Source organism: Microbacterium sp. NPDC089190 (assembly GCF_040701795.1).
In the GTDB taxonomy this organism is placed as follows: domain Bacteria; phylum Actinomycetota; class Actinomycetes; order Actinomycetales; family Microbacteriaceae; genus Microbacterium; species Microbacterium galbum.
The window spans coordinates 528,731-551,906 of record NZ_JBFBHF010000003.1; the positions used below are offsets into that span (position 1 = coordinate 528,731).

Annotated in this window: 26 protein-coding genes and 4 tRNA genes; 20 read left to right on the forward strand and 10 right to left on the reverse strand. The window is 70.0% G+C overall.

Annotation, left to right across the window (positions count from 1 at the left end):
• Positions 1 to 65 precede the first annotated feature (65 nt).
• Both AB0230_RS12485 and AB0230_RS12490 read right to left on the reverse strand, forming a co-directional pair.
• Positions 66 to 1,262: an HRDC domain-containing protein gene (locus AB0230_RS12485; RefSeq protein ID WP_366376036.1), complete on the reverse strand. Its 1,197-nt coding sequence runs from the start codon at positions 1,260 to 1,262 to the stop codon at positions 66 to 68.
• Entirely contained in the window at positions 1,255 to 1,845 is a 591-nt protein-coding gene (locus tag AB0230_RS12490) for a DUF3000 domain-containing protein (protein ID WP_315995715.1), read from the reverse strand. The genes AB0230_RS12485 and AB0230_RS12490 overlap by 8 nt, the downstream gene beginning before the upstream one ends.
• A gap of 25 nt (positions 1,846 to 1,870) precedes the next feature.
• On the opposite strand from AB0230_RS12490, the gene AB0230_RS12495 reads away from it, so the two are divergent.
• Complete coding sequence (locus tag AB0230_RS12495; protein ID WP_366376038.1) at positions 1,871 to 3,079, forward strand: alpha/beta fold hydrolase; 1,209 nt, start codon at positions 1,871 to 1,873, stop codon at positions 3,077 to 3,079.
• A gap of 61 nt (positions 3,080 to 3,140) precedes the next feature.
• Here the strand turns inward: AB0230_RS12495 and AB0230_RS12500 are convergent, their stop codons facing one another.
• Both AB0230_RS12500 and AB0230_RS12505 read right to left on the reverse strand, forming a co-directional pair.
• Positions 3,141 to 3,581 (reverse strand): SufE family protein, encoded by a 441-nt coding sequence (locus AB0230_RS12500; protein WP_315995717.1) that lies wholly within the window; start codon positions 3,579 to 3,581, stop codon positions 3,141 to 3,143.
• 34 nt (positions 3,582 to 3,615) lie between these two features.
• Positions 3,616 to 4,518 carry a sulfurtransferase gene (locus AB0230_RS12505; protein WP_366376040.1) on the reverse strand — a complete coding sequence of 301 codons (903 nt, stop codon included), beginning with the start codon at positions 4,516 to 4,518 and terminating at the stop codon, positions 3,616 to 3,618.
• Positions 4,519 to 4,638: 120 nt separating this feature from the next.
• Between AB0230_RS12505 and zapE the strand changes: the two genes are divergently transcribed.
• The 4 genes from zapE to AB0230_RS12525 all read left to right on the forward strand — a co-directional run bounded on the left by zapE (position 4,639) and on the right by AB0230_RS12525 (position 8,778).
• Positions 4,639 to 5,676: a cell division protein ZapE gene (zapE, locus tag AB0230_RS12510; RefSeq protein ID WP_363391601.1), complete on the forward strand. Its 1,038-nt coding sequence runs from the start codon at positions 4,639 to 4,641 to the stop codon at positions 5,674 to 5,676.
• Between the two features lie 166 nt (positions 5,677 to 5,842).
• Entirely contained in the window at positions 5,843 to 7,117 is a 1,275-nt protein-coding gene (locus AB0230_RS12515) for an ammonium transporter (protein WP_315995720.1), read from the forward strand.
• 72 nt (positions 7,118 to 7,189) lie between these two features.
• The gene (locus tag AB0230_RS12520; RefSeq protein ID WP_363579073.1) at positions 7,190 to 7,750 is read left to right on the forward strand and encodes a type II toxin-antitoxin system PemK/MazF family toxin; all 561 of its coding nucleotides are present in this window, start codon (positions 7,190 to 7,192) and stop codon (positions 7,748 to 7,750) included.
• Positions 7,747 to 8,778, forward strand: coding sequence for a hypothetical protein (locus tag AB0230_RS12525; protein ID WP_366376043.1), 1,032 nt, complete (start codon positions 7,747 to 7,749; stop codon positions 8,776 to 8,778). Before AB0230_RS12520 ends, AB0230_RS12525 begins: the two co-directional genes overlap by 4 nt.
• A 52-nt stretch (positions 8,779 to 8,830) precedes the next feature.
• Here the strand turns inward: AB0230_RS12525 and AB0230_RS12530 are convergent.
• Positions 8,831 to 8,903: transfer RNA gene (locus AB0230_RS12530), tRNA-Val, on the reverse strand.
• A 151-nt stretch (positions 8,904 to 9,054) separates the two neighbouring features.
• Between AB0230_RS12530 and AB0230_RS12535 the strand changes: the two genes are divergently transcribed.
• The 3 genes from AB0230_RS12535 to AB0230_RS12545 all read left to right on the forward strand — a co-directional run bounded on the left by AB0230_RS12535 (position 9,055) and on the right by AB0230_RS12545 (position 9,365).
• A tRNA-Gly gene (locus AB0230_RS12535) sits at positions 9,055 to 9,127 on the forward strand.
• Between the two features lie 68 nt (positions 9,128 to 9,195).
• Positions 9,196 to 9,266, forward strand: a tRNA-Cys gene (locus AB0230_RS12540).
• Between the two features lie 27 nt (positions 9,267 to 9,293).
• A tRNA-Val gene (locus AB0230_RS12545) sits at positions 9,294 to 9,365 on the forward strand.
• Between the two features lie 109 nt (positions 9,366 to 9,474).
• On the opposite strand, the gene AB0230_RS12550 is transcribed toward AB0230_RS12545, so the two are convergent.
• Both AB0230_RS12550 and AB0230_RS12555 read right to left on the reverse strand, forming a co-directional pair.
• Positions 9,475 to 9,618, reverse strand: a complete 144-nt coding sequence (locus AB0230_RS12550; RefSeq protein ID WP_366376045.1) for a hypothetical protein — start codon at positions 9,616 to 9,618, stop codon at positions 9,475 to 9,477.
• A gap of 204 nt (positions 9,619 to 9,822) precedes the next feature.
• Positions 9,823 to 10,005: a hypothetical protein gene (locus AB0230_RS12555; protein WP_315995723.1), complete on the reverse strand. Its 183-nt coding sequence runs from the start codon at positions 10,003 to 10,005 to the stop codon at positions 9,823 to 9,825.
• Between the two features lie 129 nt (positions 10,006 to 10,134).
• Between AB0230_RS12555 and AB0230_RS12560 the strand changes: the two genes are divergently transcribed.
• From AB0230_RS12560 to AB0230_RS12570, 3 genes are all read left to right on the forward strand, one after another.
• Positions 10,135 to 10,548, forward strand: a complete 414-nt coding sequence (locus tag AB0230_RS12560) for a PPOX class F420-dependent oxidoreductase (RefSeq protein ID WP_366376047.1) — start codon at positions 10,135 to 10,137, stop codon at positions 10,546 to 10,548.
• Between the two features lie 194 nt (positions 10,549 to 10,742).
• Positions 10,743 to 11,126, forward strand: a complete 384-nt coding sequence (locus tag AB0230_RS12565) for an ATP-dependent DNA ligase (protein ID WP_315995725.1) — start codon at positions 10,743 to 10,745, stop codon at positions 11,124 to 11,126.
• A gap of 41 nt (positions 11,127 to 11,167) precedes the next feature.
• A complete protein-coding gene (locus AB0230_RS12570; RefSeq protein WP_315995726.1) occupies positions 11,168 to 11,560 on the forward strand; it encodes a TIGR03618 family F420-dependent PPOX class oxidoreductase in 393 nt (130 codons plus the stop codon).
• A gap of 3 nt (positions 11,561 to 11,563) precedes the next feature.
• Here the strand turns inward: AB0230_RS12570 and AB0230_RS12575 are convergent, their stop codons facing one another.
• A complete protein-coding gene (locus tag AB0230_RS12575) occupies positions 11,564 to 12,715 on the reverse strand; it encodes an SLC13 family permease (RefSeq protein ID WP_366376050.1) in 1,152 nt (383 codons plus the stop codon).
• Positions 12,716 to 12,797: 82 nt separating this feature from the next.
• On the opposite strand from AB0230_RS12575, the gene thrS reads away from it, so the two are divergent.
• The 3 genes from thrS to AB0230_RS12590 all read left to right on the forward strand — a co-directional run bounded on the left by thrS (position 12,798) and on the right by AB0230_RS12590 (position 16,066).
• Positions 12,798 to 14,783: a threonine--tRNA ligase gene (gene thrS, locus AB0230_RS12580; RefSeq protein ID WP_366376052.1), complete on the forward strand. Its 1,986-nt coding sequence runs from the start codon at positions 12,798 to 12,800 to the stop codon at positions 14,781 to 14,783.
• A 107-nt stretch (positions 14,784 to 14,890) separates the two neighbouring features.
• Positions 14,891 to 15,403 (forward strand): HIT domain-containing protein, encoded by a 513-nt coding sequence (locus tag AB0230_RS12585; RefSeq protein WP_366376238.1) that lies wholly within the window; start codon positions 14,891 to 14,893, stop codon positions 15,401 to 15,403.
• Between the two features lie 57 nt (positions 15,404 to 15,460).
• Positions 15,461 to 16,066, forward strand: a complete 606-nt coding sequence (locus AB0230_RS12590) for a hypothetical protein (RefSeq protein WP_315995729.1) — start codon at positions 15,461 to 15,463, stop codon at positions 16,064 to 16,066.
• A 233-nt stretch (positions 16,067 to 16,299) separates the two neighbouring features.
• Here the strand turns inward: AB0230_RS12590 and pdxY are convergent, their stop codons facing one another.
• Positions 16,300 to 17,151, reverse strand: a complete 852-nt coding sequence (gene pdxY / locus AB0230_RS12595; RefSeq protein ID WP_363391577.1) for a pyridoxal kinase PdxY — start codon at positions 17,149 to 17,151, stop codon at positions 16,300 to 16,302.
• Positions 17,148 to 18,488: an aminotransferase class I/II-fold pyridoxal phosphate-dependent enzyme gene (locus AB0230_RS12600; RefSeq protein ID WP_366376055.1), complete on the reverse strand. Its 1,341-nt coding sequence runs from the start codon at positions 18,486 to 18,488 to the stop codon at positions 17,148 to 17,150. Before AB0230_RS12600 ends, pdxY begins: the two co-directional genes overlap by 4 nt.
• 97 nt (positions 18,489 to 18,585) lie before the next feature.
• Here AB0230_RS12600 and pdxS point away from each other — a divergent pair, with 97 nt between their 5' ends.
• The 6 genes from pdxS to ruvB are packed head-to-tail and all read left to right on the forward strand — an operon-like array spanning position 18,586 to position 23,169.
• A complete protein-coding gene (gene pdxS / locus AB0230_RS12605; protein ID WP_174799665.1) occupies positions 18,586 to 19,470 on the forward strand; it encodes a pyridoxal 5'-phosphate synthase lyase subunit PdxS in 885 nt (294 codons plus the stop codon).
• A complete protein-coding gene (gene pdxT, locus AB0230_RS12610) occupies positions 19,460 to 20,080 on the forward strand; it encodes a pyridoxal 5'-phosphate synthase glutaminase subunit PdxT (RefSeq protein ID WP_366376057.1) in 621 nt (206 codons plus the stop codon). The genes pdxS and pdxT overlap by 11 nt, the downstream gene beginning before the upstream one ends.
• 9 nt (positions 20,081 to 20,089) lie before the next feature.
• Positions 20,090 to 20,848: a YebC/PmpR family DNA-binding transcriptional regulator gene (locus AB0230_RS12615; protein ID WP_315995734.1), complete on the forward strand. Its 759-nt coding sequence runs from the start codon at positions 20,090 to 20,092 to the stop codon at positions 20,846 to 20,848.
• 48 nt (positions 20,849 to 20,896) lie between these two features.
• Positions 20,897 to 21,505: a crossover junction endodeoxyribonuclease RuvC gene (gene ruvC / locus AB0230_RS12620; RefSeq protein WP_315995735.1), complete on the forward strand. Its 609-nt coding sequence runs from the start codon at positions 20,897 to 20,899 to the stop codon at positions 21,503 to 21,505.
• Between the two features lie 4 nt (positions 21,506 to 21,509).
• Positions 21,510 to 22,130 carry a Holliday junction branch migration protein RuvA gene (gene ruvA / locus AB0230_RS12625; protein ID WP_363391566.1) on the forward strand — a complete coding sequence of 207 codons (621 nt, stop codon included), beginning with the start codon at positions 21,510 to 21,512 and terminating at the stop codon, positions 22,128 to 22,130.
• Positions 22,123 to 23,169, forward strand: coding sequence for a Holliday junction branch migration DNA helicase RuvB (gene ruvB, locus AB0230_RS12630; RefSeq protein WP_315995737.1), 1,047 nt, complete (start codon positions 22,123 to 22,125; stop codon positions 23,167 to 23,169). The genes ruvA and ruvB overlap by 8 nt, the downstream gene beginning before the upstream one ends.
• Positions 23,170 to 23,176: the final 7 nt, after the last annotated feature.

Consider the following 23,176-nt stretch of genomic DNA (forward strand, 5'->3'; position numbering starts at 1 on the left):
TCCATAGTTTGGGATGACCCCAGCCTAGGAAGAGCACTCGACCGCGCCGAATCGGTTGTCCGAACCTACGAATCCGTGCCAGGGGCCTCGTCGGCCGATTTGAGGGAAGCTACAAAGCTATCGACGATCACCTGTGCCGTCTGGTCAATCTGCCACGGGCGTGCGCCGAGATCCGCGAGAGCGGCCCCGACGTTCTCGACCGTGAGGTCGGCCGGGGGCGCCCATGCCAGACGGCGCAGCGACTCGGGGGTGAGCAGATTCTCGGTCGGCATCCGCAGCTCCTCCGCCCGCGCCTCGACCGCGGGACGCGCGGCCTTGAGGCGACGGTCGGCCTCGGGGTTGCGGTCGGCCCACGCGCGCGGCGGCGGAAGGGTGTCGCTGGGCACTCGGTCGGCGGGGAGGTCCGTGGTCTCGCGTCCCGCCACGATGGCGTTCCACCAGCGGTCCAGCTGCGTACGGCTCGCGCGACCGTTGAACTCCTTGACCGCCGCGAGCGCCTGCTTGCTCGAGGGATCCGCCAGGACGGCCGCCACCAGGGCGCGATCGGGCACGAGCCGACCGGGAGCGACGTCCTGCTCGCGGGCGTAATCCTCGCGCGCTTGCCACAGTGCCCGGGCGATCGCGAGGGAGCGGCGCCCCCGCACGGTGTGCAGGCCGCTCAACCGGCGCCACGGGTCATCGCGCGGAGGCTTGGGCTCGCGATCGAGCACGGCCTGGAACTCCTGTCGCGCGAATTCCGTCTTCCCTTGCTCCGCCAGCTCGGCGACGAGCACGTCCCGCACGTCGATGAGGTGCTCGACGTCGAGACCGGCGTACTCGAGCCAGGATGCCGGCAAGGGGCGCGTCGACCAGTCCGCGGCAGAGTGCGCCTTGGCGAGCGTGATGCCGAGGGTCTGCTCGACGACGGCGCCGAGACCCACCCGCTCGTGGCCGAGCAGGCGCGAACCGAGCTCGGTGTCGAAGATCACCGGCGGCTCGAGACCGCGCTCGCGCAGCGACGGCAGATCCTGGCTGGCCGCGTGGAAGACCCACTCCGCCTCGCCGATCGCGTCCTGCAGGGGGGAGAAGTCGTCGATCGTCGTGGGATCGAAGAGGAACACGCCGGCATCCCGGCGGAACACCTGGATGAGATAGGCGCGCTGCGAATAGCGGAAGCCCGAGGCCCGCTCGACGTCGACCGCGACCGGCCCCGTTCCGGCGGCCAGCGCCTCGCACGCGGCAAGGAAGCCCGCAGCATCCTCGATGACGATGTACTCAACCACGCGTGGGCCTCCGGGCTCCGAACACGGCAACGCCCTCCGACCCCGGGGGGAGGCCGGCGAGCATGCACACGAGCTCCGCCCACGCCTCGAGGTGCGGGCGGAAGGGACCGCGCGGCGACCATGACGCGCGAAGTTCGATCTGCGACCCCTCACCCTGGGCGGCGAGAGCGCCGAACCCGGTCGAGAGGGTCTTGGTGGCGGTGCCCGACTCGGAATGACGGTCGGCTCCGCGCGAGTCCAGCGCGTCGATGAGCCACGACCAGGCGACGTCGGCCAACAGAGGGTCGACCCCGATCTCCGGCTCGAGCGGCGCCTGCGCGAAGCAGACGATGCGCCACGCCCCTCCCCAGGGCTCGGGCTCCTCGGGGTCGTGCAGGAGGATGAAGCGACCGGTGCCGAAGGGCGAGTCGGTGGCGTGCTCCTCGGGGCGCACATCACCGGCGAGGGCGAGCGAGAAGGGCGCCAGACCGGCCGGGGAGGGGATCTCCCGCACGACGAGGTCGTCACGGAACGTCGTGGCACGCACCTCCTCGGCGGCACGCGCGAACGGTCCGGCGGCCTCCGCCGGGCGATGGTCACTCACGGCAGCAGACTAGAGTGAGGCCTCGATGAACGCTCCCAGGCGCGCCGCGGGTCCCCGCGCATCGCGGCGCCGCATCACCGGTTTCCGCATCGCCCTCTCCTCCCTGGGTCTCGCCCTGGCCGCCTCGGCGGGCGCACTCAGCGCCGTCTCGCTGCGCGTCGCCCGCACCGTCGTGCGCCCGGCCGGCCGTCGGCCCGACACCCGCATCCTGCGCCTGGACGCCGCCGCGCAGACCATCACCCTGGCGCGAACGCCCGACACCGCGCTGCCCGGCCGATACGGACTCTTCACCGTCGGTTCGGCCGAGTACCTGCGCCTCGGCGCCATCGTCGGCAGCGAAGAGACGAGCGTCACCCGCAAGCTGCTCACCCACGTCGCCGCCGACGGCGATCTCGCTGCCGAGGCCGCATTCAGCGGCTGGTACTACGACCAACCCGGGCAGCTGCATCTGCCGTTCCACGATGTCGACATCGAGACCGCAGTGGGCCCGTGCCCCGCGTGGGAGTTCCCCGCCTCCGACCCCACCGACGTCTGGGTGATCCAGGTGCACGGTCGCGGCACCACCCGCGCCGAGACCCTCCGCGCCGTCCCGGTCTTCCACGCGCTCGGCATCACGAGCCTCGTCGTGTCGTATCGCAACGACGGCGACGCCCCGACGAGCCCCTCGGGCACCTACGGCCTCGGCGCGACCGAGTGGCGCGACCTGGATGCCGCGATCGGGTACGCCCGACGGCAGGGGGCGCGCCGCGTCATCCTCATGGGATGGTCGATGGGCGGTGCGCTCGCCCTGCAGGCGACCCTCGAGTCGCCGCACGGCGACGTGATCGCCGGTCTCGTGCTCGACTCGCCCGTCGTGGACTGGCGCACGGTCCTCGCGTTCCAGGGACGCATGATGCGTCTGCCCGCGCCGGTCATCGCGCTGGCCCAGACCACGATCCGCTCCGGCTGGGGCGCGGCGGTGCTGGGCGCTGACGAACCCATTCCCCTCGATCGGCTCGACGTGGTCGCCCGCGCGCGAAGCCTTCGGCATCCCCTGCTCATCCTCCACAGCGACGACGACGGCTTCGTCCCGTCGGACGCCTCGCACGCGCTCGCGACGGCCCGGCCCGACCTCGTCACGATGGAGACGTTCACGACCGCCCGCCACACCAAACTGTGGAACTTCGACGAGACGCGCTGGTCCGACGCCATCGCGCGATGGCTGCGCGAACGGGGTCTTTCCCGAGAGAGCTGATCCCGGATGCCGGAACCCGGCGGGATCACCGAGATCGGCTCGCCCCCGAGGGCGGAGCGCTTCAGGCGGCGCGCTTGGCGCGCACCTGGCGCTTGGCACGCATGAGCATGCCGGTCATGCCGGCGATGCGGAGCGGGCTCACGGCGCGGGTGAGACCGATGCTCTGCGGGAAGTCATCGGGCACGGCGAGCATCTCGTCGGCGCTCAACCCGGTCAGCCCCTGCGCGAGGATGCTGGCGAACCCGCGCGTGGTCGGCGCCTCGGCGGGCGCCGTCGCGTGCATCGCGACGCGGTCGTCATCATCGACGGTGACGATGATGAACACGGGCGACTGGCATTCCGCCACCCGTTCAGCGAGCTCCGGGTGATCCGCGTACTCCGCGGGCACCTCGGGCAGCTCCTGGGAGAACTCCAGCAGCAGCTGCAGGCGGTCGGGCTCGTCGAGCTCGAGGAACTCCTCGCGGATCTCGGCGAGGCGGGCGGGGAGGGCGATTTCGGACATCACCGTCATCCTCCCACGCCCACCGCGGCCGGGCTCAGCGACCCGGGACCTCACCCGGCTCGGCGCCGGCGACGATCGGCACGCGCACGGCGCTGCCCCACTCGGTCCACGAGCCGTCGTAGTTGCGCACGTCGTCGAAGCCGAGCAAGTGCTTGAGTACGAACCAGGTGTGGCTCGAGCGCTCGCCGATGCGGCAGTACGCCACGATCTTGTCGCCGTCGGCCAGGCCCGCACCGTCGCGGTAGATGGCATCCAGTTCGGCACGCGACTTGAAGCCGCCGTCCTCGGCGACGGCCTTGCCCCACGGCACGCTCTGCGCGCTCGGGATGTGACCGGCGCGCAGCGCGCCCTCCTCGGGGTAGGCGGGGGCCGTGGTGCGCTCGCCGGAGTACTCCTCGGGGGAGCGCACATCGATGAGGGGGTTGCCGAGGTGGGCGAGCACGTCGTCCTTGTAGGCACGCAGCAGGGAGTCGTCGCGCTCGACGACCGGGTAGTCGGTGGGCTCGACGACGGTCTTGTCGGTGGTGAGGGGGCGTCCCTCGGCGATCCACTTGTCGCGGCCGCCGTCGAGCAGCCGCACGTCCTCATGGCCGAACAGCGAGAACACCCAGAGGGCGTAGGCGGCCCACCAGTTGTTCTTGTCGCCGTAGATCACGACGGTGTCGTCGCGGGAGATGCCCTTGGCGCTCAGCAGCTCGGCGAAGCCCTCGCCGTCGACGTAGTCGCGCACGACGGGGTCGTTGAGCTCGGTGTGCCAGTCGACCTTCACCGCCCCGGGGATGTGACCCGTCTCGTACAGCAGCACGTCCTCGTCGGACTCCACCACGACGAGCCCCGGCGCCCCGAGACGCTCCTGCAGCCATTCGCCGGTGACGAGTCGGCCGGGCTCGGAGTACTCGGCGAATTTGGGGGAGGTGGTGTCGATCTCGACGGTCACGGAGAACTCCTCTTGTCGGGGCGGCGGGAACGGCGGCATAGGGTGGACACCGCACCATCGACCCTAGATCCGCGGCAGGGGGCACGCACCCCTCCCGTAAGACTGCGACACAGGACGGCCATGACCTCTACGCCCGCGACGACCGGCCTCATCCACCTCACCGATCGCGAGCCCGCGGTCACGGGCGCCGAGATGGTGAGTGCACTGGTGCCGCCGCCGCAGTTCGACGGGGCGACGTTCGAGTCGTACCGAGCGGACGACGCGTACCCCTCGCAGCAGGAGGCCAAGGAGCTGCTTCAGGCCTTCGCGGGCAAGCAGTCGGCCCCGGCCAAGAAGGGCGGGTTCTTCCGCCGCGCCGAGAAGACGCCGCCCATCAAGCCCGGGGTCTACCTCGACGGCGGGTTCGGCGTCGGCAAGACGCACCTCCTCGCGTCGATCTACCACGCGATGCCCGCCCGCCGGAAGTACTTCGGCTCCTTCATCGAGTACACCGCCCTCGTGGGCGTGCTCGGCTACGCGAAGGCGGTGGAGCTGTTCCGCGGTTCCGACCTGCTGTGCATCGACGAGTTCGAGCTCGATGACCCGGGCGACACGATGGTCATGACGCGGCTCCTCGGCGAGCTGGTCGCATCCGGAACCCGACTCGCCGCGACCTCGAACACCCCGCCGAACGCGTTGGGCGAAGGTCGCTTCGCGGCGCAGGACTTCCTGCGCGAGATCCAGTCGATGTCCGACAGCTTCCGCACGATCCGCATCGACGGCACCGACTTCCGCCAGCGCGCCATCGACGGTGAGGCGAAAGCGCTCTCCGGCGACGAGTACCGGACAGCGCTGGATGCCGCGGCCTCCGGCTCGGTGGCCTCCGACGACGCGTTCACCGACCTCGTCGGGCACCTGGCTCGGGTGCACCCGTCGCGCTTCATCCGCCTGATCGACGGCGTCGACGTCATCGGTCTGCGCGATGTCGAGGTGCTGCACGACCAGTCGGCCGCCCTTCGCCTGGTGGCCTTCGTCGACCGCGCCTACGACGCCCAGATCCCGATCCGCGCCACGGGGGTCGCGCTCAACTCGGTGTTCGGCGACGAGATGCTCGCCGGGGGATACCGGAAGAAGTACCTCCGCGCGGTGTCGCGCCTGGTCGCGCTGACGCACTCCTGAACCCGGTTCATCAGCGCCTCCCATCGGCGCGAAACGCGATGTTTACCGGAGGGCAGCGCCTGTAACCTTCGCGAAACACGGGGCGGACGGCGGTGGTAACCGCGACTGGGAACACTGAGGGGACCCGACGCTTTACCTGCGTCCCTGCAGAGAGGTTTCCTCCGAGATGGATCAAGGCAACACCGCATTCATCCTTATAGCAGCGGCACTCGTGCTGCTCATGACGCCAGGACTCGCGTTCTTCTACGGCGGCCTGGTCAAGGCCAAGAGCGTCATCAGCATGATGATGATGAGCTTCGGCGCCATGGGCCTCATGGGGGTCCTCTGGGTGCTCTACGGCTACTCGATCGCGTTCCCGACCACGGCTGAGGGCACCACCCAGTTCCCGTGGGCGATCGACCCCAGCAACTTCAGCCTCGCCGGCGTCCTCGAGACGCCCGAGGGCGCGGCCTACCCGCCGCTCGCCTTCGTCGCGTTCCAGGCCACCTTCGCCATCATCACCGTCGCCCTGGTCTCGGGTGCCATCGCCGACCGCGCCAAGTTCGGCGCGTGGATGATCTTCGCCGGCATCTGGGCCACCGTGGTGTACTTCCCGGTCGCCAGCTGGGTGTTCAACTTCGGCCTCGCCGACGACGCGTCGTTCTCGTACGGCGGCTGGATCACGCACGGTCTGCAGGACGTCTTCGGCGTCGGCGCGATCGACTTCGCCGGTGGAACCGCTGTGCACATCAACGCCGGTGCCGCCGCCCTGGCCCTCGCTCTGGTGCTCGGCAAGCGCGTCGGCTTCCAGAAGGGCGCCCACGTCCCCCACAACCCGCCGTTCGTACTGCTGGGCGCCGGTCTGCTGTGGTTCGGTTGGTTCGGCTTCAACGCCGGCTCCGAGCTCGCCGCCGACGGCACCGCCGCGCTGGCCTTCGTCAACACCATCGCCGCCCCGGCCGCAGCTCTCCTGGCCTGGCTGATCGTCGAGAAGATCAAGGACGGCAAGCCCACCTCGGTCGGCGCCGCCTCCGGTGCCGTCGCGGGTCTGGTCGCCATCACGCCCGCCTGTGCCGCCCTCACGCCGTTCTGGGCCATCGTCCTGGGTCTGCTCGCCGGTGCGGTCTGCGCCCTGGCCATCGAGCTGAAGTTCAAGCTCGGCTTCGACGACTCGCTCGACGTGGTCGGCATCCACCTCGTCGGCGGTCTGATCGGAACCCTGTACCTGGGCATCTTCGCCACGGGCACGGGCCTCATCAACAGCGGTTCGTTCAACCAGCTGATCGTCCAGGCGATCGCGGCCCTCGCGGTGCTCGTGTACTCGTTCGTGCTCGCCTTCGTCATCGGCTTCGCGATCGAGAAGACGATCGGCTTCCGCGTGAAGAACGAGGACGAGATCGCCGGTATCGACACCGTCGTCCACGGAGAAGAGGGCTACGTGCTCTCCGACGTGCGCGGCTGAGTCCGCTTCACCCCGAGCGGGGCGCCACCGATTCGTCGGCGGCGCCCCGTTCCGCGTGTCTAGGGTGGGCCCATGGGAACGACTTCTCGCGTGCTGTCGGCGCTGCTCGGCCTCTTCCGGTCCGGATCCGCGCCCGCCACCCCCGCCCGCCCCCCGCGCCCGGCCACGGCCCCTACACGGCGCCCAGCGAGCCCCTCACGGCCCGCCACCGCCTCGACCGCGCCCGCAGGCACCGAGACCGTCGAGATCGATCCTCCGCGGCGCCTGACGCTGTCGTACGCCCCGGAGCGCGACGACGCACCCGACGGGGGAGAGATCATCTGGACGTGGGTGCCCTACGAGGAGCGGGACGGCCGCGGAAAAGACCGCCCCGTGCTCGTCCTCGGCAGAGCGGATGCCACCCGGTCCTACGCCGTGCGCCTGACGAGCAAGCCGCACGACGGCGACCGCCAGTACCTGTCGCTCGGCACGGGGGAGTGGGACCCGCAGCGCCGACCGTCGTGGGTCGACGTGGAGCAGGTGTACCTCGTACACGACGCGGGCATGCGGCGCGAGGCGGCCGCCCTCGACCGGAAGCGCTTCGACGCCGTCGCGGCAGCCCTGCAGAAGCGGTACGGGTGGTCGCGGGCGTGAGCGAGATGCTCCTCGATGGACCGAGGGGACGACGGCTGTGTCTCGAGTACGCGTGTCGCGATCCGCGGCTCGCCGACCTCGTGAGCTCCTACGCCTTCCACCATCGGGACGAGCGGTCCACGGTCATCGCGTTCGACGATGGGGAGCGGGCACCGATCCCCGACCCCGGCGTGGGCGACATCGCCGACGTGCTGGCCGCGGCATCCGCGGCTCCGCTCGACGACGTCGCCCTCGCAGCCGCGCTGCGCGCGACGGTCGATGTCGCGCGGTACTGGCAGGAGCCCGACACCCTCGACGGGCTCTGCTCCGATCCACGCGTCATCGGAGCGCTGAGCCCGCTCGCCCGCGACCTCCTCCGCCACGCGGGGGGCCGGTGGAACCGCGAGCGGAGCGAAGAGCAATGGGCCGTGCAGTGGCGGCGGCCCGAGGCGACCGGGCCTCTCGCCCACGATGCCGCCGGCGCGCTCGCGGCGTGGGACGCCGACATGCGCGCTCAGGAGGAGAGCGCGCGTGAGGAGTGGCCGAGCGATCCGACGGCCCGCTTGTCGGGCGAGTGGTGGTCGGTGCCCGTGCGGCTGCTGTCGACGCGAGGGGGCATCGACGCGGCGCTCGACCTCGTCGAGGACTCCCTCGGCGAGGAGGTCGCGACGGTGGTCCCGGTCGTGGGATCGGGGCGCACGCTCGAGATCCGCGGAGCCGCGGACTGGGCGGCGCTCTGCCGGCGGTACCCCGTCGAGGTGACGGCCTCGCGCCGGCACGACTGGTTCCGCACGACGGGGCGCGACGGGCGGTGGCTCGTACCCGACTGGGGCCGCGTCGCCCACGAGTGGGAGGCCGTGCACCTGACCACCCTCGGCTACCTCGCCGGCGCCACACGAGCCATCACCGTCGACGACGAGTACGCGAGCGTCATCGCGGGATGGGAACCGGATTCGACGATCTGGCTCGCTGATGCGGTGGTCGAGAGCGGTGACCGACAGGAGTGGAGACGCGATCATCCGGATGCCGCGTGGACGCGGGTCGCGTGAGTCGACACCCCGGGAACGACGAAGGCCCCCGGATGACCGGGGGCCTTTTCGGTGGGCGATACCAGACTCGAACTGATGACCTCTTCCGTGTGAAGGAAGCGCGCTACCAACTGCGCCAATCGCCCGCATCCCGAACGGGACTCGTCGATCGTACCGGATGCCGAGAGGTGCTCCCGACCATTCCGGGAGACACGCGCGGGGCGCACCTCGTTTTGCGCGCGCGCTCAGATCGGGTAATGTCTTACGAGTGCTCGGGGCAAGCCCCGGGAACAAAATGCGGATGTAGCGCAGTTGGTAGCGCACAACCTTGCCAAGGTTGGGGTCGCGAGTTCGAGTCTCGTCATCCGCTCGAGTGGAGGGAACTGTCATCAGCACGGCTGATGAACAGATCACGACACGTGGGTCGAACCACATCACGGTGGCGTGGCCGAGCGGCTAGGCACCGGCCTGCAAAGCCGTTTACACGGGTTCGAATCCCGTCGCCACCTCAACTCACAAAAGAACAGCCTGTATAGGCGCGATTGGCGCAGCGGTAGCGCGCTTCCCTGACACGGAAGAGGTCACTGGTTCGATCCCAGTATCGCGCACCGAATGAAACCCCCGGTTCGCCGGGGGTTTTTTCGTTCGCGTCATGGGGGATGACGAGCCGGCATCCCGGGCGCCTGTTCGCGCGAAAAGACGCCCTGCCGAATCAGGTCAAGCGTGGCCGGCGCCGTCGTCGCGATCTTCGCGCGAGGAAAGTGCTCGCCGCCTCACGTGCGAGATCCTGACGGGTGGGCGGATCGGCGTCACCGTGCCGAAGCCGTCTTCGAGTTCTTCATCGCTGAGGAGCTCGTCCACCGGCGATGGCATCCCGGGCGAACCGGGGGAGTGGTCGTTCCCGCCGCCAGTAAGGGGGGCTGCGGAGTGCCTGGCGGCGGGAACGAGACGACGCTAACCCATGTCCACCGAAAGGGGGACACGAATCCACCGGTCTTGCGGCACCGTTGCGCATTCCTTGCGCCGGCGTTGAGGTTCGGCATAGTCGCCGCACAGGCGGGTCGATCAGATCACGTCGAGGCTCTCGAGATACTGCGCCACTCGCTCCTCGTCGACGACGTCCAGCGGCTGGCCGTTCACCCGGCGGACGGATGCCAAGGTCGTCATCGACTCGTTCGTCAATCCGAACCGGTACGTCTTCAGTGACACGACCACAGGCCCCACCTGCGGGACGTCATAGCTCCCCATGACCGCGAGCGTAGGGGCGCGGGAACACCACATGGAAGCGCTCCCATGAACAGTCTTCGCAATTTGGCCGCCCTCCGGCGTCTGGCGCAACCCCCGAGTGGGCTGTTCGAACCTCGCTAGCGTGGAACCATGTCTGTCCCCGACACCCACTGGCGTGAGATCGCCTCGTCGCTCTTCGTCTCGCTCGGCACCTATCGAAAGAACGGCGCACTCGTGGCGGTGCCGGTGTGGATCGCCCGCGACGGCGACGAACTCGTCGTCACCAGCGAGCGTTCCACGGGGAAGGTCAAGCGCCTGCGCAACGATTCGCGGGTCGTCCTGCGCCCCTGCAGCCGCATGGGGTCCATCGACCCGGATGCCATCACCGTCGAGGCGCATGCGCGCATCGCGGGGCCTGCGACCGGCGATGACCGGGCCGACCGCGCCCTGCGCCGGAAGTACGGCCTGCAGTTCCGCATCATCCTCGGCGTCGAGGCGCTGGTCCGGCGCATCCAGCGCAAGCCCGGTGATCGGGTGATCCTGCGCATCTCGCGCGCCGGCTGACGTTCGGCATCCGTCCGGGATGGACGCATCGCGCGAACCACTACCCCCGTAGCGACGGAGGATCAAGGGGGTTTGCGCCGGACGGCTGGATGGGGGACAGTGCACGAAGAGACGGCGATGGAACCCCGGCCATCAGCGTTTGACTTCTCGCCGAGAGATGCGCACTCCGGGGCGACGATCGCCGGGGGGTCATCATGGGCAAATTCATCTACGACGGCGACGTCAAAGTCGATTTCGAGGACCGTCTCCTTGCGCACCTCCAGGCGGTGATCATGGCCAAGGTGCGTCGCGGGGAGTCCTTCCCCTTCACCTGGAAGGACGACATCAGCACGGGCGGAGGACGGACGACGGTGTACATCCACCCCAACGTCTCCCTGGTGTTCAAGTACCACGGCAGCCGGACGCCGCAGCTGAGCCCGGCATGGCTGCACGCGCTCACCTACAACGCCAACTCCGGGCGGGGCCTCTACGTCATCCCCGAACCCGACGAGTTCTCGCCGCGCGAGAGCCTGCAGCGGGAGGAGATGGTCTTCCGCGAGGTGCCGAACGAGCAGGCCCCCGCCCCCGCGCAGTCCTGAGAACGGGAATGCGCGGCGGTCGCGCGGCGGTTACGACTCGCATGACCTCCTGGACCGATGCGAAGCCCTTCTTCGAGACGAACGCCGTCGCCCACCTTTCCACCCTCATGGCGGACGGCTCTCCTCACGGGATCCCGCTGTGGGTGGGTGTCGACGGGGAGCGTCTCATGATCTTCACCGAGGTGGACACGCTCAAAGACCGCAACATCCGGCGTGATCCCCGCGTCGCCATCTCGGTGACCGGCACGGACAACCCCTACGCCATGGCGTTCGTGCGCGGCGAGGCGGTCGAACGCATCGACGGCGAGGACGCACTGCCGTACGTCGACCGCATCTCGACCCTTTATACGGGTGAACCGTACGGCCTTCGCGACGGCCTCGCCGTGTGGTTCATCGAGCCGCGCAAGGCGTGGTCGCGCACCTACGAGGACTGACCCTCAGAGCGCGAGCGGCAGGACCCCGAGCAGCAGGATCAGGGGGGCGATCACGGCGCCGAGCACGATGAAGCGACTCCAGCGCACCTCGACACCCGCCGCCACGAGCCGGTCGTGCCACAGCAGCGTCGCGAGCGACGCCCATGGCGTGACGATCGGCCCGGCGTTGACGCCGATCAGCAGCGCCGCCAGACGCACGGGGGAGCCCGCGACGGATTCCAGCGCGAGGTACGCGGGCAGGTTGTTGATGCCGTTGGCCACGAGCGCCCCGACTCCGGCGAGCTGCCAGAGCGACCCCAGGTCTTCGCCCGTGCCCGCGAGCACCGAGGTGACCCGTCCGATGCCGAGGGCCTCGAGGGCTCCGACCGCGAGGAACAGCCCGCCGGCGAACACGAGCAACGACCAGGGCACCAGCCGGATGCCGAGGCTCTTCGGCGCGCGCAGGGCGAACGCGACGACCAGCACGACGGCAGCGGCGACCGCCGGCATCCACGGTTCGAGACCGACCACCAGCAACGGCAGCAGCGCGAGCGTGACGACACCCGCCACGCGCAGGAGAACGGGGTCCGAGACGGTGGGGGCGGCGGCATCCGGGTAGGTCCGGGGGAGACGGCGGAGGAAGACGACCGTCAGCACCACCACCGACACCGCGATCGCGATGACCGCGGAGGGACCGAGCAGGGCCAGGAACGCCACTGGATCGTGTCCCCCGCCGAGGGCCTCGGATGCCAACAGGTTGGTGAGGTTCGACACGGGCAGCACGAGCGAAGCGGTGTTCGCGAGTACCACGGTCACGAAGGCGAAAGGCAGAGGATCCATCCTGCGTGCGACCGCCATGGCCACCACGACGGGTGTCAGCAGCACCGCGGTCGTGTCGAGGGAGAGGAAGGCGGTCGCCACGGTCGCGAGCAGCACGACGAGAGCCCACAACAGGGCGGTACGTCCTCGCGCGATCTTCGCCAGACGCGCCGCGACGACGTCGAAGAGCCCCGCTTTGGACGCCAGTTCCGCCACGATCGTCACGGCGACGACGAAGAGCAGGATCGGCCACACGCGATCGGCGACGGCGAGGGCGTCGGCGGCGGGGAAGGCGCCGGTGAGCAGCGCGATGATCCCGAGGATCCAGAGCACGCCGCCGATGATGGCCAGAGTCACCGCTCCACTATGGGGCACGTCCGGTGCGATCGAGGCCACGCCCGCCCGGTAGCCTGGAACAGACCCCTTCAGGAGATGTTCTGTGACTGATTTCCCCGCCGATGGCTTCGCCCTCTTCCCCGACCGTTCGGTCGTCGCCCTGCGCGTGAACGGGGAGCTGAAAGACCTGGCCACGACCTTGACGGCCGACGATCAGGTCGAGCCGGTCACCATCGACAGCGCCGACGGTCTCTCGATCCTGCGCCACTCGACGGCGCACGTGCTCGCGCAGGCCGTCCAGCGTGTCAAGCCCCAGGCCAACCTCGGCATCGGGCCGCCGGTCACCGACGGCTTCTACTACGACTTCCAGGTCGACGAGCCCTTCACCCCCGAGGACCTCAAGGTCATCAAGAAGGAGATGGAGCGCATCGTCCGCGAGAACCAGCGGTTCGTGCGCCGCGTCGTCTCCGACGACGAGGCTCGCGCCGAGCTCGCCGACGAGCCGTTCAAGCTCGAGCTGATCGGGCTGAAGGGCGGGTCCGCCGAGGCCGCCGAGGGCGCGTCCGTCGAGGTCGGCGCCGGCGAACTGACGATCTACGACAACGTCACACGCGACGGCGAGACCGCGTGGAAAGACCTGTGCCGCGGACCCCACGTGCCCGGCACCCGTCTGATCGGCAACGGCTGGGACCTCACGCGTATCGCCGGCGCCTACTGGCGCGGTAGTGAGAAGAACCCCCAGCTGCAGCGCATCTACGGCACCGCGTGGCCCACGAAAGACGAGCTGCGCGCGTACCAGCATCGCCTCGAGGAAGCCGCGAAGCGCGACCACCGCAAGCTCGGCAAGGAGCTCGACCTCTTCTCGTTCCCCGACGAGATCGGTCCGGGACTCTCGGTGTTCCACCCCAAGGGCGGCATCATCCGCTACGAGATCGAGCGCTACATGCGCGAGCGCCTGCTCGCGAGCGGGTACGAGGTCGTCAACACCCCGCATATCACCAAGGGCGACCTGTTCATGACGAGCGGGCACCTGCAGTGGTACGCGGACGGCATGTACCCCCCGATGGTCCTCGACGAGGTCGTGGATGCCGACGGGCACGTCTCGCGGGAGGGCCAGGAGTACTACCTGAAGCCCATGAACTGCCCGTTCCACAATCTGATCTTCCGCTCGCGCGGACGCAGCTACCGCGAGCTCCCCCTGCGCCTCAGCGAGTTCGGGTCGGTCTACCGCTACGAGAAGAGCGGGACCCTGTCGGGCCTCACGCGTGTGCGCGGCATGACCCAGGACGACACGCACATCTACGTCACGGCCGATCAGGTGAAGGACGAGCTGACCCACAGCCTCGACTTCGTGCTGCAGACGCTCCGCGACTACGGTCTCAACGACTTCTACCTCGAGCTGTCGACCAAGGAGGACGGCAACCCGAAGTTCATCGGCGACGACGCCCTCTGGACCGAGGCGACCGAGACCCTCCGCGAGGTCGCCGAGGCCTCCGGACTCGAGCTCGTTCCCGACCCGGGCGGGGCGGCGTTCTACGGACCGAAGATCTCGGTGCAGGCTCGTGACGCGATCGGCCGCACGTGGCAGATGTCGACGATCCAGCTCGACTTCAACCAGCCGGAGCGCTTCGAGCTCGAGTACACGGGCCCCGACGGCGAGAAGCACCGTCCTGTCATGATCCACCGCGCGCTGTTCGGGTCGGTCGAGCGCTTCTTCGCCATCCTGCTCGAGCACTACGCCGGGGCCTTCCCCGTGTGGCTCGCGCCGGTGCAGGTCGTGGCCGTGCCCGTCGCCGCCGAGTACGGCGACTACCTGCAGGGCATCGTCGCCGACCTCAAGACCAAGGGCGTGCGCGCCGAGGCCGACCACAGCGACGACCGCATGCAGAAGAAGATCCGCACCCACACCACGCAGAAGGTGCCGCTCATGCTGATCGCCGGCGAGCAGGACCGCTCCAACGGCACGGTGTCGTTCCGGTTCCGTGACGGCACGCAGCTCAACGGCATCCCGGTCGACGAGGCCGTGGCGCGGATCACCAGCGCGATCTCCGACCGCACGCTCGTCAACACCGCCGAGGACCTGGCATGACGGACGATCCGGATGCCGCCGCGGCGGGCTCGTCGCCGGTGACCGGCGCGACGGCCCCCGTCGGCCGGTCCGGATCGCCGACGACCGACGCTGAGCTCGTCGACGCGATGACCCTGCCCGGCGTTCCCGACGAGTTCCAGCGCCTGTGGACTCCGCACCGCATGGCGTACATCTCCGCGGGGCGGGAACCGATGGAGCAGAACTGTCCGTTCTGCGCGGCGCCGGACAAGAGCGATGAAGACGGGCTGATCGTCGCGCGCGGGCAGACCGCGTACGTACTTCTGAACCTCTTCCCCTACAACTCGGGCCATCTGCTCGTGTGCCCGTACCGTCACATCGCCACGTACGATCAGGCGACCGACGAAGAGGTGGCCGAGATCGGTGCCCTCACCCAGCGCGGAATGCGGGTCCTGCGGGCGGTGTCGAACTGCGACGGTTTCAACCTGGGGATGAATCAGGGAGCGATCGCGGGGGCCGGGGTGGACGCTCACCTGCACCAGCACATCGTTCCGCGGTGGGCGTCGGATGCCAATTTCTTCCCCATCATCGCCAAGACGAAGGCGCTGCCGCAGTTGCTCGGCGACGTGCGTCGGACGGTGTCGGAGGCCTGGAACGCCTGAACCGGCGTCATCCACAACCCCGCTCGGCGCGGGCGGCCGCCTGGTTATGGTGTTCCGATGAACGCTCGAAATCGCCCCTTCGTGCTCACGCTGACACTGACCGCCGTCGTCGTGGCGACAACCGCGTGTCTTCCGCTTCCGAGCCCGCTCGACCGCGGAGAAGCCGGTGAGGTGTCCGCGGCGACCCCCACCGCGGCGCAGCCGTCCACGCCCGGCGACGAAGCGACCGCCGATCCTGACGACTTCGCCGACGTCTTCGCCGAGCGGGACGAGTTCTTCCGCGCGCAGCAGCTGCCGATGGATGGCACGCCGCTGGTCGCGGTGACACCGGCTCAGCAGGACTTCATCGCGCAGCAGCGCGCGTACGTCGAACAGCAGGGGCTCGAGTGGACGGCATCCGATGAGAATCTCGCCCTCGCCCTCGCGGGCGACGCGTGCGAGACCGCGATCCTGAGCCGTCATCAGGTGGACTCGTCGACGCTCATCGCCCACGTGACAACGTCGCCGCTGTTCGCTCAGCTCATCCCCGCCGAGCTCGACGGCGACGCCCGCACGCAGGCGGAGGCCCCGATCGCGAGCGTGATGGTCTTCGGGACGACGTTCCTCTGTCCCGACGACGGTACGCAGTGGGTGACCGCGTACCGCGAGGTGTACGGGGGCTGAGGCCTCGCCGCCCCGCGGCTCGCAGGTCGGGCTCGGTCCCTTCGACAGGCTCAGCGACATCCGCTTGCGCAGGTCACGCACGCGGGTCGGCGCCTTCGACAGGCTCAGGGGCTCCGCTCGCGCGGGTCGCGCACACGGATCGGCGCCTTCGACGGGCTCAGAGGACTCGACGGGCCGACGAGAGCAGAACCGGTGGCCGAGCCCGTCGAAGCGGCAGGGCCGTCGCCGGGGTGCTAGCGCACCTGGCGCACGGCGAACTGCAGGCGCGGGTGGGCGTAGGCCTCTTGCGACTCGACGAGACGCAGCTCGCGCGAGCCCGACTCGTACGTGTTCGACAGCAGGTCGAAGACGCTCGACGCGGTGCGGGCCAACGCGTCGGCCGCATCGCCGGAGCGGCGGTAGTGCGCGGTGAAGAGCGCCGCGGTCACGTCGCCAGAGCCGTTCGCCTTCATGGGGATGAGGGGGGTCTGCACGATCCAGGCGCCGGCATCGTCGATCACCATCATCTCGATGGTGTCGGCCTCCCGGTCGGGGCGCTCGACGCTCGTGACCAGGACCGTGCGCGGGCCGCGCTCGCGCACGAGATCGGCGGATGCCAGGGTCGAATCGATGCTCCCGGGCTCGGTGCCGGTGAGGAAGCCGAGCTCGAACTGATTGGGCGTGATGATGTCGGCCACGGGCACCACGCGCTCGCGCAGCAGCTCGGGGATGGCCGGAGCGACGAAGCACCCCGACTTGGCGTTGCCCATCACGGGGTCGCAGGCGTAGACGGCATCCGGGTTGGCCTTCTTCACACGCGAGACGGCGTCGATGATGACGTCTCCGATGCCCTCTCCGCCCTGGTAGCCCGAGAGCACCACGTCGATCTCGGGGAAGACACCGCGGTCCTCGATGCCGGCGATCACGGCGGCGACGTCGTCGGGCGAGATGAGCGGTCCGCGCCACGCGCCGTAACCGGTGTGGTTCGAGAAGTTCACCGTGTACACGGGCAGCACCTCGACGCCGATGCGCTGGAGGGGGAAGACGGCGGCGGAGTTGCCGACGTGCCCGTACGCGACGGCGGACTGGATCGAGAGAACCTTCATGCCTCGATCCTTCCACTTCCCGCGTCCGCGCGGAGCACCCGGCACGCACGCGCGAGATCGTCGGCCAGGGTGCGCGCCGAGGCCTCGTCGAGGTCGTGCACGGTCAACCGCAGGAACGCGCCGTGGTCGCCGTCGCCGAGGAAGAACGGGTCGCCCTCGCGCACCAGCCACCCGCGGCGCATGAGGTCCTCGCGGACGCGGGCAGCGGCGACCGGGAGCGGCACCCAAAGGTTGAGACCGTCGCCGGGGGAGACGGGGACCCCTCTCTCGGTGAGCGCGCGGGCGAAAGCGGCGTTGCGCTCGGCATAGTGCACGGCGGCACGTTCGATCCCGGCGCGCACCCCCTCATCGGTGACGAGCGCCAGGGTCAGTCGCTGGAGGATGTGGCTCACCCACGTCGTGCCGGGGGTGAGCCGCACCGCGAGACCGTCGGCGGTGTCGGCATCGGATGCCGTGACGGCCAGGCACGTGTCGGGTCCGAGAAACTTCGACATCGAGCGGATGCGCGCCCACCGCCGCTGCGCGGGGCCGATCACCGTGTGCAGCGGCGCGCGCGACAGCAGGGAGAAGTGGTCGTCTTCGATGACGAGCACGTACGGATGCTCGGCGAGCACCGCACGCAGCGCCGCGGCCCGGTCGGCGGTCAGGCTCGCCCCGGTGGGGTTGTGCGCGCGCGGGGTGACGACGACCGCGCGGATGCCGGCGGCCAGCGCCGCGCGGAGTCCCTCGACGGTCATGCCCTCGGCATCCACCGGGACGGGTACCGCGCGATAACCGCCGGTGCGCACGGTGTGCAGCGCCGAGAGGAAGCACGGGTCCTCGAGCGCCACCGCGTCGTCGCGTTGCAGCGCCTGCGCGAGCAGCCGCTCGATCGCATCACTCGCGCCGCTGGTGACGGTGATGCGCGTGTCGTCGTGGAGGAGCTGATCGGTCATCCACTGACGCGCCCACGCCTCGAGTCCGGGGTCGATGACCGGCTCGCCGTAGAGCACGGGACGCGCGGAGCGGGCGAGGGCCGCGGTCGGGTCGGGGATGAGGGCGGGATCGGGATTGCCCGTGCCGACGTCGCGCAGCACGGTGTCGGGCGCGTAGCCCTCCTGGGCCACGGCGGCGCGGTCGGCCACCCGGGTGCCGCCTCGACCGCGCGCCTCGACGAGCCCCGCCTGCGCGAGCTGGCGATACGCCGCCACGACGGTGTTGCGGTTCACGCCCAGTTCGGCCGCGAGCGTGCGGACGGGAGGGAGAAGGGTGCCCGGGGGCAGCTCGCCGCGTTCGATGCGCGTGCGGAGCCCGGCGGCGATCTCGGATGCCGAGCGCCCGGTGATGTCGATGGTCATGTGCCCCCCGGAGTCGACGTCCAGCCTATGTCCTGAGCCATGCTACGGTTTGGCCTAAGCCAATAGATCGCGCCCCGAAGCGCGGAACGGAGCAGTCATGACCGACACCGGAACCTCCCGCGTCAAGCGGGGACTCGCCGAGATGCTCAAGGGCGGCGTCATCATGGACGTCGTCACCGCCGAGCAGGCCCGCATCGCCGAAGACGCGGGCGCGGTCGCCGTGATGGCGCTCGAGCGCGTGCCCGCCGACATCCGCGCCCAGGGCGGCGTGGCGCGCATGAGCGACCCCGACCTGATCGACGACATCATCGCTTCGGTGTCGATCCCCGTCATGGCCAAGGCGCGCATCGGCCACTTCGTCGAGGCGCAGATCCTGCAGGAGCTCGGCGTCGACTACATCGACGAGTCCGAGGTGCTCTCGCCCGCCGACTACGTCAACCACATCGACAAGTGGAACTTCACCGTGCCGTTCGTGTGCGGCGCGACCAACCTCGGCGAGGCGCTCCGGCGCATCACCGAGGGCGCGGCGATGATCCGGTCCAAGGGCGAGGCCGGCACAGGAGACGTGTCGGAGGCGACGAAGCACATCCGCACGATCCGCTCGGAGATCAACGCCCTGCGCGCGAAGACCAAGGACGAGCTCTACGTCGCGGCGAAGGAGCTGCAGGCCCCGTACGACCTCGTCGCCGAGATCGCGGAGACCGGCGAGCTGCCCGTCGTGCTCTTCACCGCCGGGGGAGTGGCGACTCCCGCCGACGCCGCCATGATGATGCAGCTCGGCGCCGACGGCGTGTTCGTGGGCTCGGGCATCTTCAAGTCGGGCAACCCCGCCCAGCGCGCCGCGGCGATCGTCAAGGCGACCACGTTCCACGACGACCCGAAGATCGTGGCGGAGGCGTCGCGGGGACTCGGCGAGGCGATGGTCGGCATCAACGTCGCCGACCTCCCCGCCCCCCACCGCCTGGCCGAGCGTGGCTGGTAACGGTCCCCGCGTCGGCGTCCTCGCCCTGCAGGGCGATGTGCGCGAGCACCTCGCCGTGCTGACCGCCCTCGGAGCCGACGCGCAGCCCGTGCGTCGGCCCGAGGAGCTCGCCGCCGTGGAGGGCCTCGTGCTCCCCGGCGGCGAGTCGAGCGTCATCGACAAGCTCGCGCGCGCCTTCGGCCTGTTCGACCCGATCCGCCAGGCGATCACCGACGGGATGCCGATGTACGGCACCTGCGCCGGGCTCATCCTCCTCGCCGACCGCATCGACGGCGCCATCGCCGGCCAGCGCACCTTCGGCGGAATCGACGCGCGGGTCGCCCGCAACGCCTTCGGCTCCCAGACGCAATCCTTCGAGACCGACCTCGAGGTGCCTGCGCTCGGCAGTCCGCCGGTGCACGCGGTGTTCATCCGCGCGCCCGCGGTCGTGGAGTGGGGCCCGGATGCCGAGCCCCTGGCATCCCTCCCCGATGGGCGCGTCGTGGCGATCGAGCAGGGAGCGCTGCTCGGAACGGCGTTCCATCCGGAGTCGACGGGGGAGACGCGCTTCCACGAACGGTTCCTGCACCGCGTGCGCAACCGACGCGGCGCAGGCCGTGTCGCACCGTAAACTGGAGCAATGTCCGGACATTCCAAATGGGCCACGACCAAGCACAAGAAGGCGGTCGTCGACGCCCGCCGCGCGAAGTCGTGGGCCAAGCTCATCAAGAACATCGAGGTCGCGGCCAAGCTCGGCGGTGCCGACCTGCAGGGCAACCCGACCCTCTTCGACGCCGTTCTGAAGGCCAAGAAGACCTCGGTCCCCAAAGACAACATCGATCGCGCGATCAAGCGCGGCGCGGGCATCGGCGGCGAGGCCGTCGAGTACGCCTCCATCATGTACGAGGGCTACGGTCCCAACGGCGTCGCGTTCCTCATCGAGTGTCTGACCGACAACAAGAACCGTGCGGCCGCCGAGGTGCGCACGGCTCTCAGCCGCAACGGCGGCACCCTCGCCGATCCGGGCAGCGTCGCGTACAACTTCAGCCGCAAGGGCGTCATCGTGGTCCCCGCCGAGGGCACCAGCGAGGACGACGTCATGCTCGCGGTCCTCGAGGCCGGCGCCGAGGAGGTCGAGCCCCACGGCGAGGGCTTCGGCGTGATCACCGAGGCGAGCGACCTCGTGTCCGTGCGCAGCGCCCTGCAGGACGCCGGGATCGAGTACGACTCCGCCGACGTCGAGTTCGTCCCCTCGCTCAAGGTGGAGGTCGACGCCGACACCGCCCGCAAGGTGTTCCGCCTCATCGACGCGCTCGAAGACAGCGACGACGTGCAGAACGTCTACACGAACTTCGACATGACGCCCGAGGTGCAGGCCGAGCTCGAGAACGACGAGTAAGGGCGCGCCCTTCTCCGCGACACGGCCCCTGCGCTTAGCGTGGGGGCCGTGTCCCGTTCTCTGCGCGTCCTCGGCATCGATCCCGGCCTCACGCGCTGCGGTATCGGGATCGTGGACGTCTCGCCGAACCGCACCGCGTCGCTCGTGCATGTCGGCGTCGCGCGGTCGGCGCCCGGCGACCCGATCGAGAAACGTCTCGCGGCCATCGCCGTCGGCATCCGGGAGGTGCTCGTCGCCCACCAGCCGGACGTGGTCGCCGTCGAGCGCGTCTTCGCACAGAACAACCGGCACTCGGTGATGGGAACCGCACAGGCGAGCGGCATCGCGCTGCTCCTGGCCGCCGAGCACGGACTGACCGCGGCGACGCACACCCCCAGCGAGGTGAAGGCGGCCATCACGGGGTACGGCGCCGCCGACAAGGTGCAGGTGCAGACCATGGTCGCGCGCGTGCTGCGCCTCGACACGCTGCCCCAGCCGGCCGACGCCGCCGACGCGCTCGCGATCGCCCTCTGCCACGCCTGGCGCGGCGGCCCGGCGACCCCCTCGGCGGAGGCCGCCCTCACGCCTGCTCAGCGGGCCTGGCGGGATGCCGAGAAGCGACGTTCTCCACAGCCCCGTGTCGCTCGAACACATGTACGAACGCCCGGCGTAGGCTGATCGCATGATCTCTTCGCTGCATGGGTCGGCGGCGCACGTCGCCGACGATTCGCTCGTGGTCGTCGTCGGAGGCGTGGGCTTCTCGGTCGCCGTGACCGCGCAGTTCGCGCGGACGGTTCACCTCGGCGACGATGTGCACCTGCACACGAACCTCATCGTGCGAGAAGACGCCCTGTCCCTCTACGGCTTCGAGACGCGGGAAGAGCTCACGGTCTTCACCCAGCTCATCAGCGTGACCGGCGTCGGACCGAAATCGGCCCTCGGGGTGTTGTCCTCCCTGACCGTGCCGCAGATCGCGCAGGCCGTCGCCGACGACGACGACGCTCCCTTCCGTCGCGTGTCGGGGATCGGCCCCAAGACCGCCAAGCTCATCGTCGTGCAGCTCGCCGGGAAGCTCGCCGTCGCGCCCGCGTCCGCGCCCGCCGCCGTCGCGCCGCACGGCCAGATCCCCGTCCAGGTCACCCAGGCGCTGATCGGCCTCGGGTGGACCGAGCGCACCGCGGCCGAGGCCGTGGCATCCGTCGCCGAGAACGCCTCCGAGGCCGACCGCGCCTCCGTCCAGGCCCTGCTGCGCCTGACGCTGGCGCTGCTCGGTCCGGCACGGAAGGAGAACGTGGGTGGCTGACGTCCGCGACGCCGGCACCCCCGACGACGAGACCGAGCTCGCGATCGAAGGAGCCCTCCGCCCCACCTCGCTCGCAGAGTTCGTCGGTCAGCAGAAGGTGCGGGGGCAGCTGCAACTCCTGCTCGATGCCGCGCGCATCCAGCAGCGCTCGCCCGACCACATCCTGCTGTCCGGCCCTCCTGGGCTCGGCAAGACCACCCTGGCCATGATCGTGGCGCATGAGAGCGGACGTCCTCTGCGCCTCTCCAGCGGGCCGGCGATCCAGCACGCGGGTGACCTCGCGGCGCTGCTGTCGTCACTCACGCCGGGAGAAGTGCTGTTCATCGACGAGATCCACCGGATGGCGCGCTCCGCCGAAGAGATGCTGTACCTGGCGATGGAGGATTTCCGCATCGACATCATGGTCGGCAAGGGGGCGGGTGCCACGAGCATTCCCCTCGACCTGTCTCCGTTCACCCTGGTCGGAGCGACCACGCGCGCGGGCCTGCTCCCCAACCCGCTGCGGGACCGTTTCGGCTTCACCGCGCACCTGGAGTACTACGAACCCGAAGAACTCGAGCAGGTGGTCTCGCGGTCCGCGGCCATGCTCGACGTCGGCCTGCCGGGCACCGCGCGCTCCGAGATCGCCCGACGTTCGCGGGGCACGCCGCGCATCGCCAACCGCCTGCTCCGGCGCGTGCGCGACTACCTGGTGGTCCACGGCCCCTCGGCGGGCGCCGAGGACGGCGATGCGGACGTGCGCACGGTCGGCGCCGCCCTCGATCTCTACGACGTGGATGCCATCGGGCTCGATCGCCTCGACCGAGCGGTCCTCGACGCCGTCGTGCGTCGATTCCGCGGCGGACCGGTGGGTCTCAGCACGCTCGCGGTGGCCGTCGGCGAAGAACCCGAGACCATCGAGTCGGTCGTGGAGCCCTACCTCGTCCGTATCGGTTTCATGGGACGCACGCCGCGCGGACGCGTCGCCACCCCCGAGGCATACGACCACCTCGGCGCCCCTCACCCCGACGGCCTGCTCCGGTTCAGCCAGGGGTCATGACCTATAC

Bases quoted from the DNA above. Each gene is read 5' to 3' on its own strand.
- AB0230_RS12590 (WP_315995729.1), top strand. From the start codon at position 15,461: ATGAACGCTCGAAATCGCCCCTTCGTGCTCACGCTGACACTGACCGCC.
- AB0230_RS12570 (WP_315995726.1), top strand. From the start codon at position 11,168: ATGACCTCCTGGACCGATGCGAAGCCCTTCTTCGAGACGAACGCCGTC.
- AB0230_RS12515 (WP_315995720.1), top strand. From the start codon at position 5,843: ATGGATCAAGGCAACACCGCATTCATCCTTATAGCAGCGGCACTCGTG.
- AB0230_RS12520 (WP_363579073.1), top strand. From the start codon at position 7,190: ATGGGAACGACTTCTCGCGTGCTGTCGGCGCTGCTCGGCCTCTTCCGG.
- AB0230_RS12495 (WP_366376038.1), top strand. From the start codon at position 1,871: ATGAACGCTCCCAGGCGCGCCGCGGGTCCCCGCGCATCGCGGCGCCGC.
- AB0230_RS12615 (WP_315995734.1), top strand. From the start codon at position 20,090: ATGTCCGGACATTCCAAATGGGCCACGACCAAGCACAAGAAGGCGGTC.
- pdxY (WP_363391577.1), bottom strand. From the start codon at position 17,151: ATGAAGGTTCTCTCGATCCAGTCCGCCGTCGCGTACGGGCACGTCGGC.
- zapE (WP_363391601.1), top strand. From the start codon at position 4,639: ATGACCTCTACGCCCGCGACGACCGGCCTCATCCACCTCACCGATCGC.
- AB0230_RS12560 (WP_366376047.1), top strand. From the start codon at position 10,135: ATGTCTGTCCCCGACACCCACTGGCGTGAGATCGCCTCGTCGCTCTTC.
- AB0230_RS12500 (WP_315995717.1), bottom strand. From the start codon at position 3,581: ATGTCCGAAATCGCCCTCCCCGCCCGCCTCGCCGAGATCCGCGAGGAG.
- AB0230_RS12585 (WP_366376238.1), top strand. From the start codon at position 14,891: ATGACCCTGCCCGGCGTTCCCGACGAGTTCCAGCGCCTGTGGACTCCG.
- AB0230_RS12555 (WP_315995723.1), bottom strand. From the start codon at position 10,005: ATGGGGAGCTATGACGTCCCGCAGGTGGGGCCTGTGGTCGTGTCACTG.
- ruvA (WP_363391566.1), top strand. From the start codon at position 21,510: ATGATCTCTTCGCTGCATGGGTCGGCGGCGCACGTCGCCGACGATTCG.
- pdxS (WP_174799665.1), top strand. From the start codon at position 18,586: ATGACCGACACCGGAACCTCCCGCGTCAAGCGGGGACTCGCCGAGATG.
- AB0230_RS12600 (WP_366376055.1), bottom strand. From the start codon at position 18,488: ATGACCATCGACATCACCGGGCGCTCGGCATCCGAGATCGCCGCCGGG.
- AB0230_RS12565 (WP_315995725.1), top strand. From the start codon at position 10,743: ATGGGCAAATTCATCTACGACGGCGACGTCAAAGTCGATTTCGAGGAC.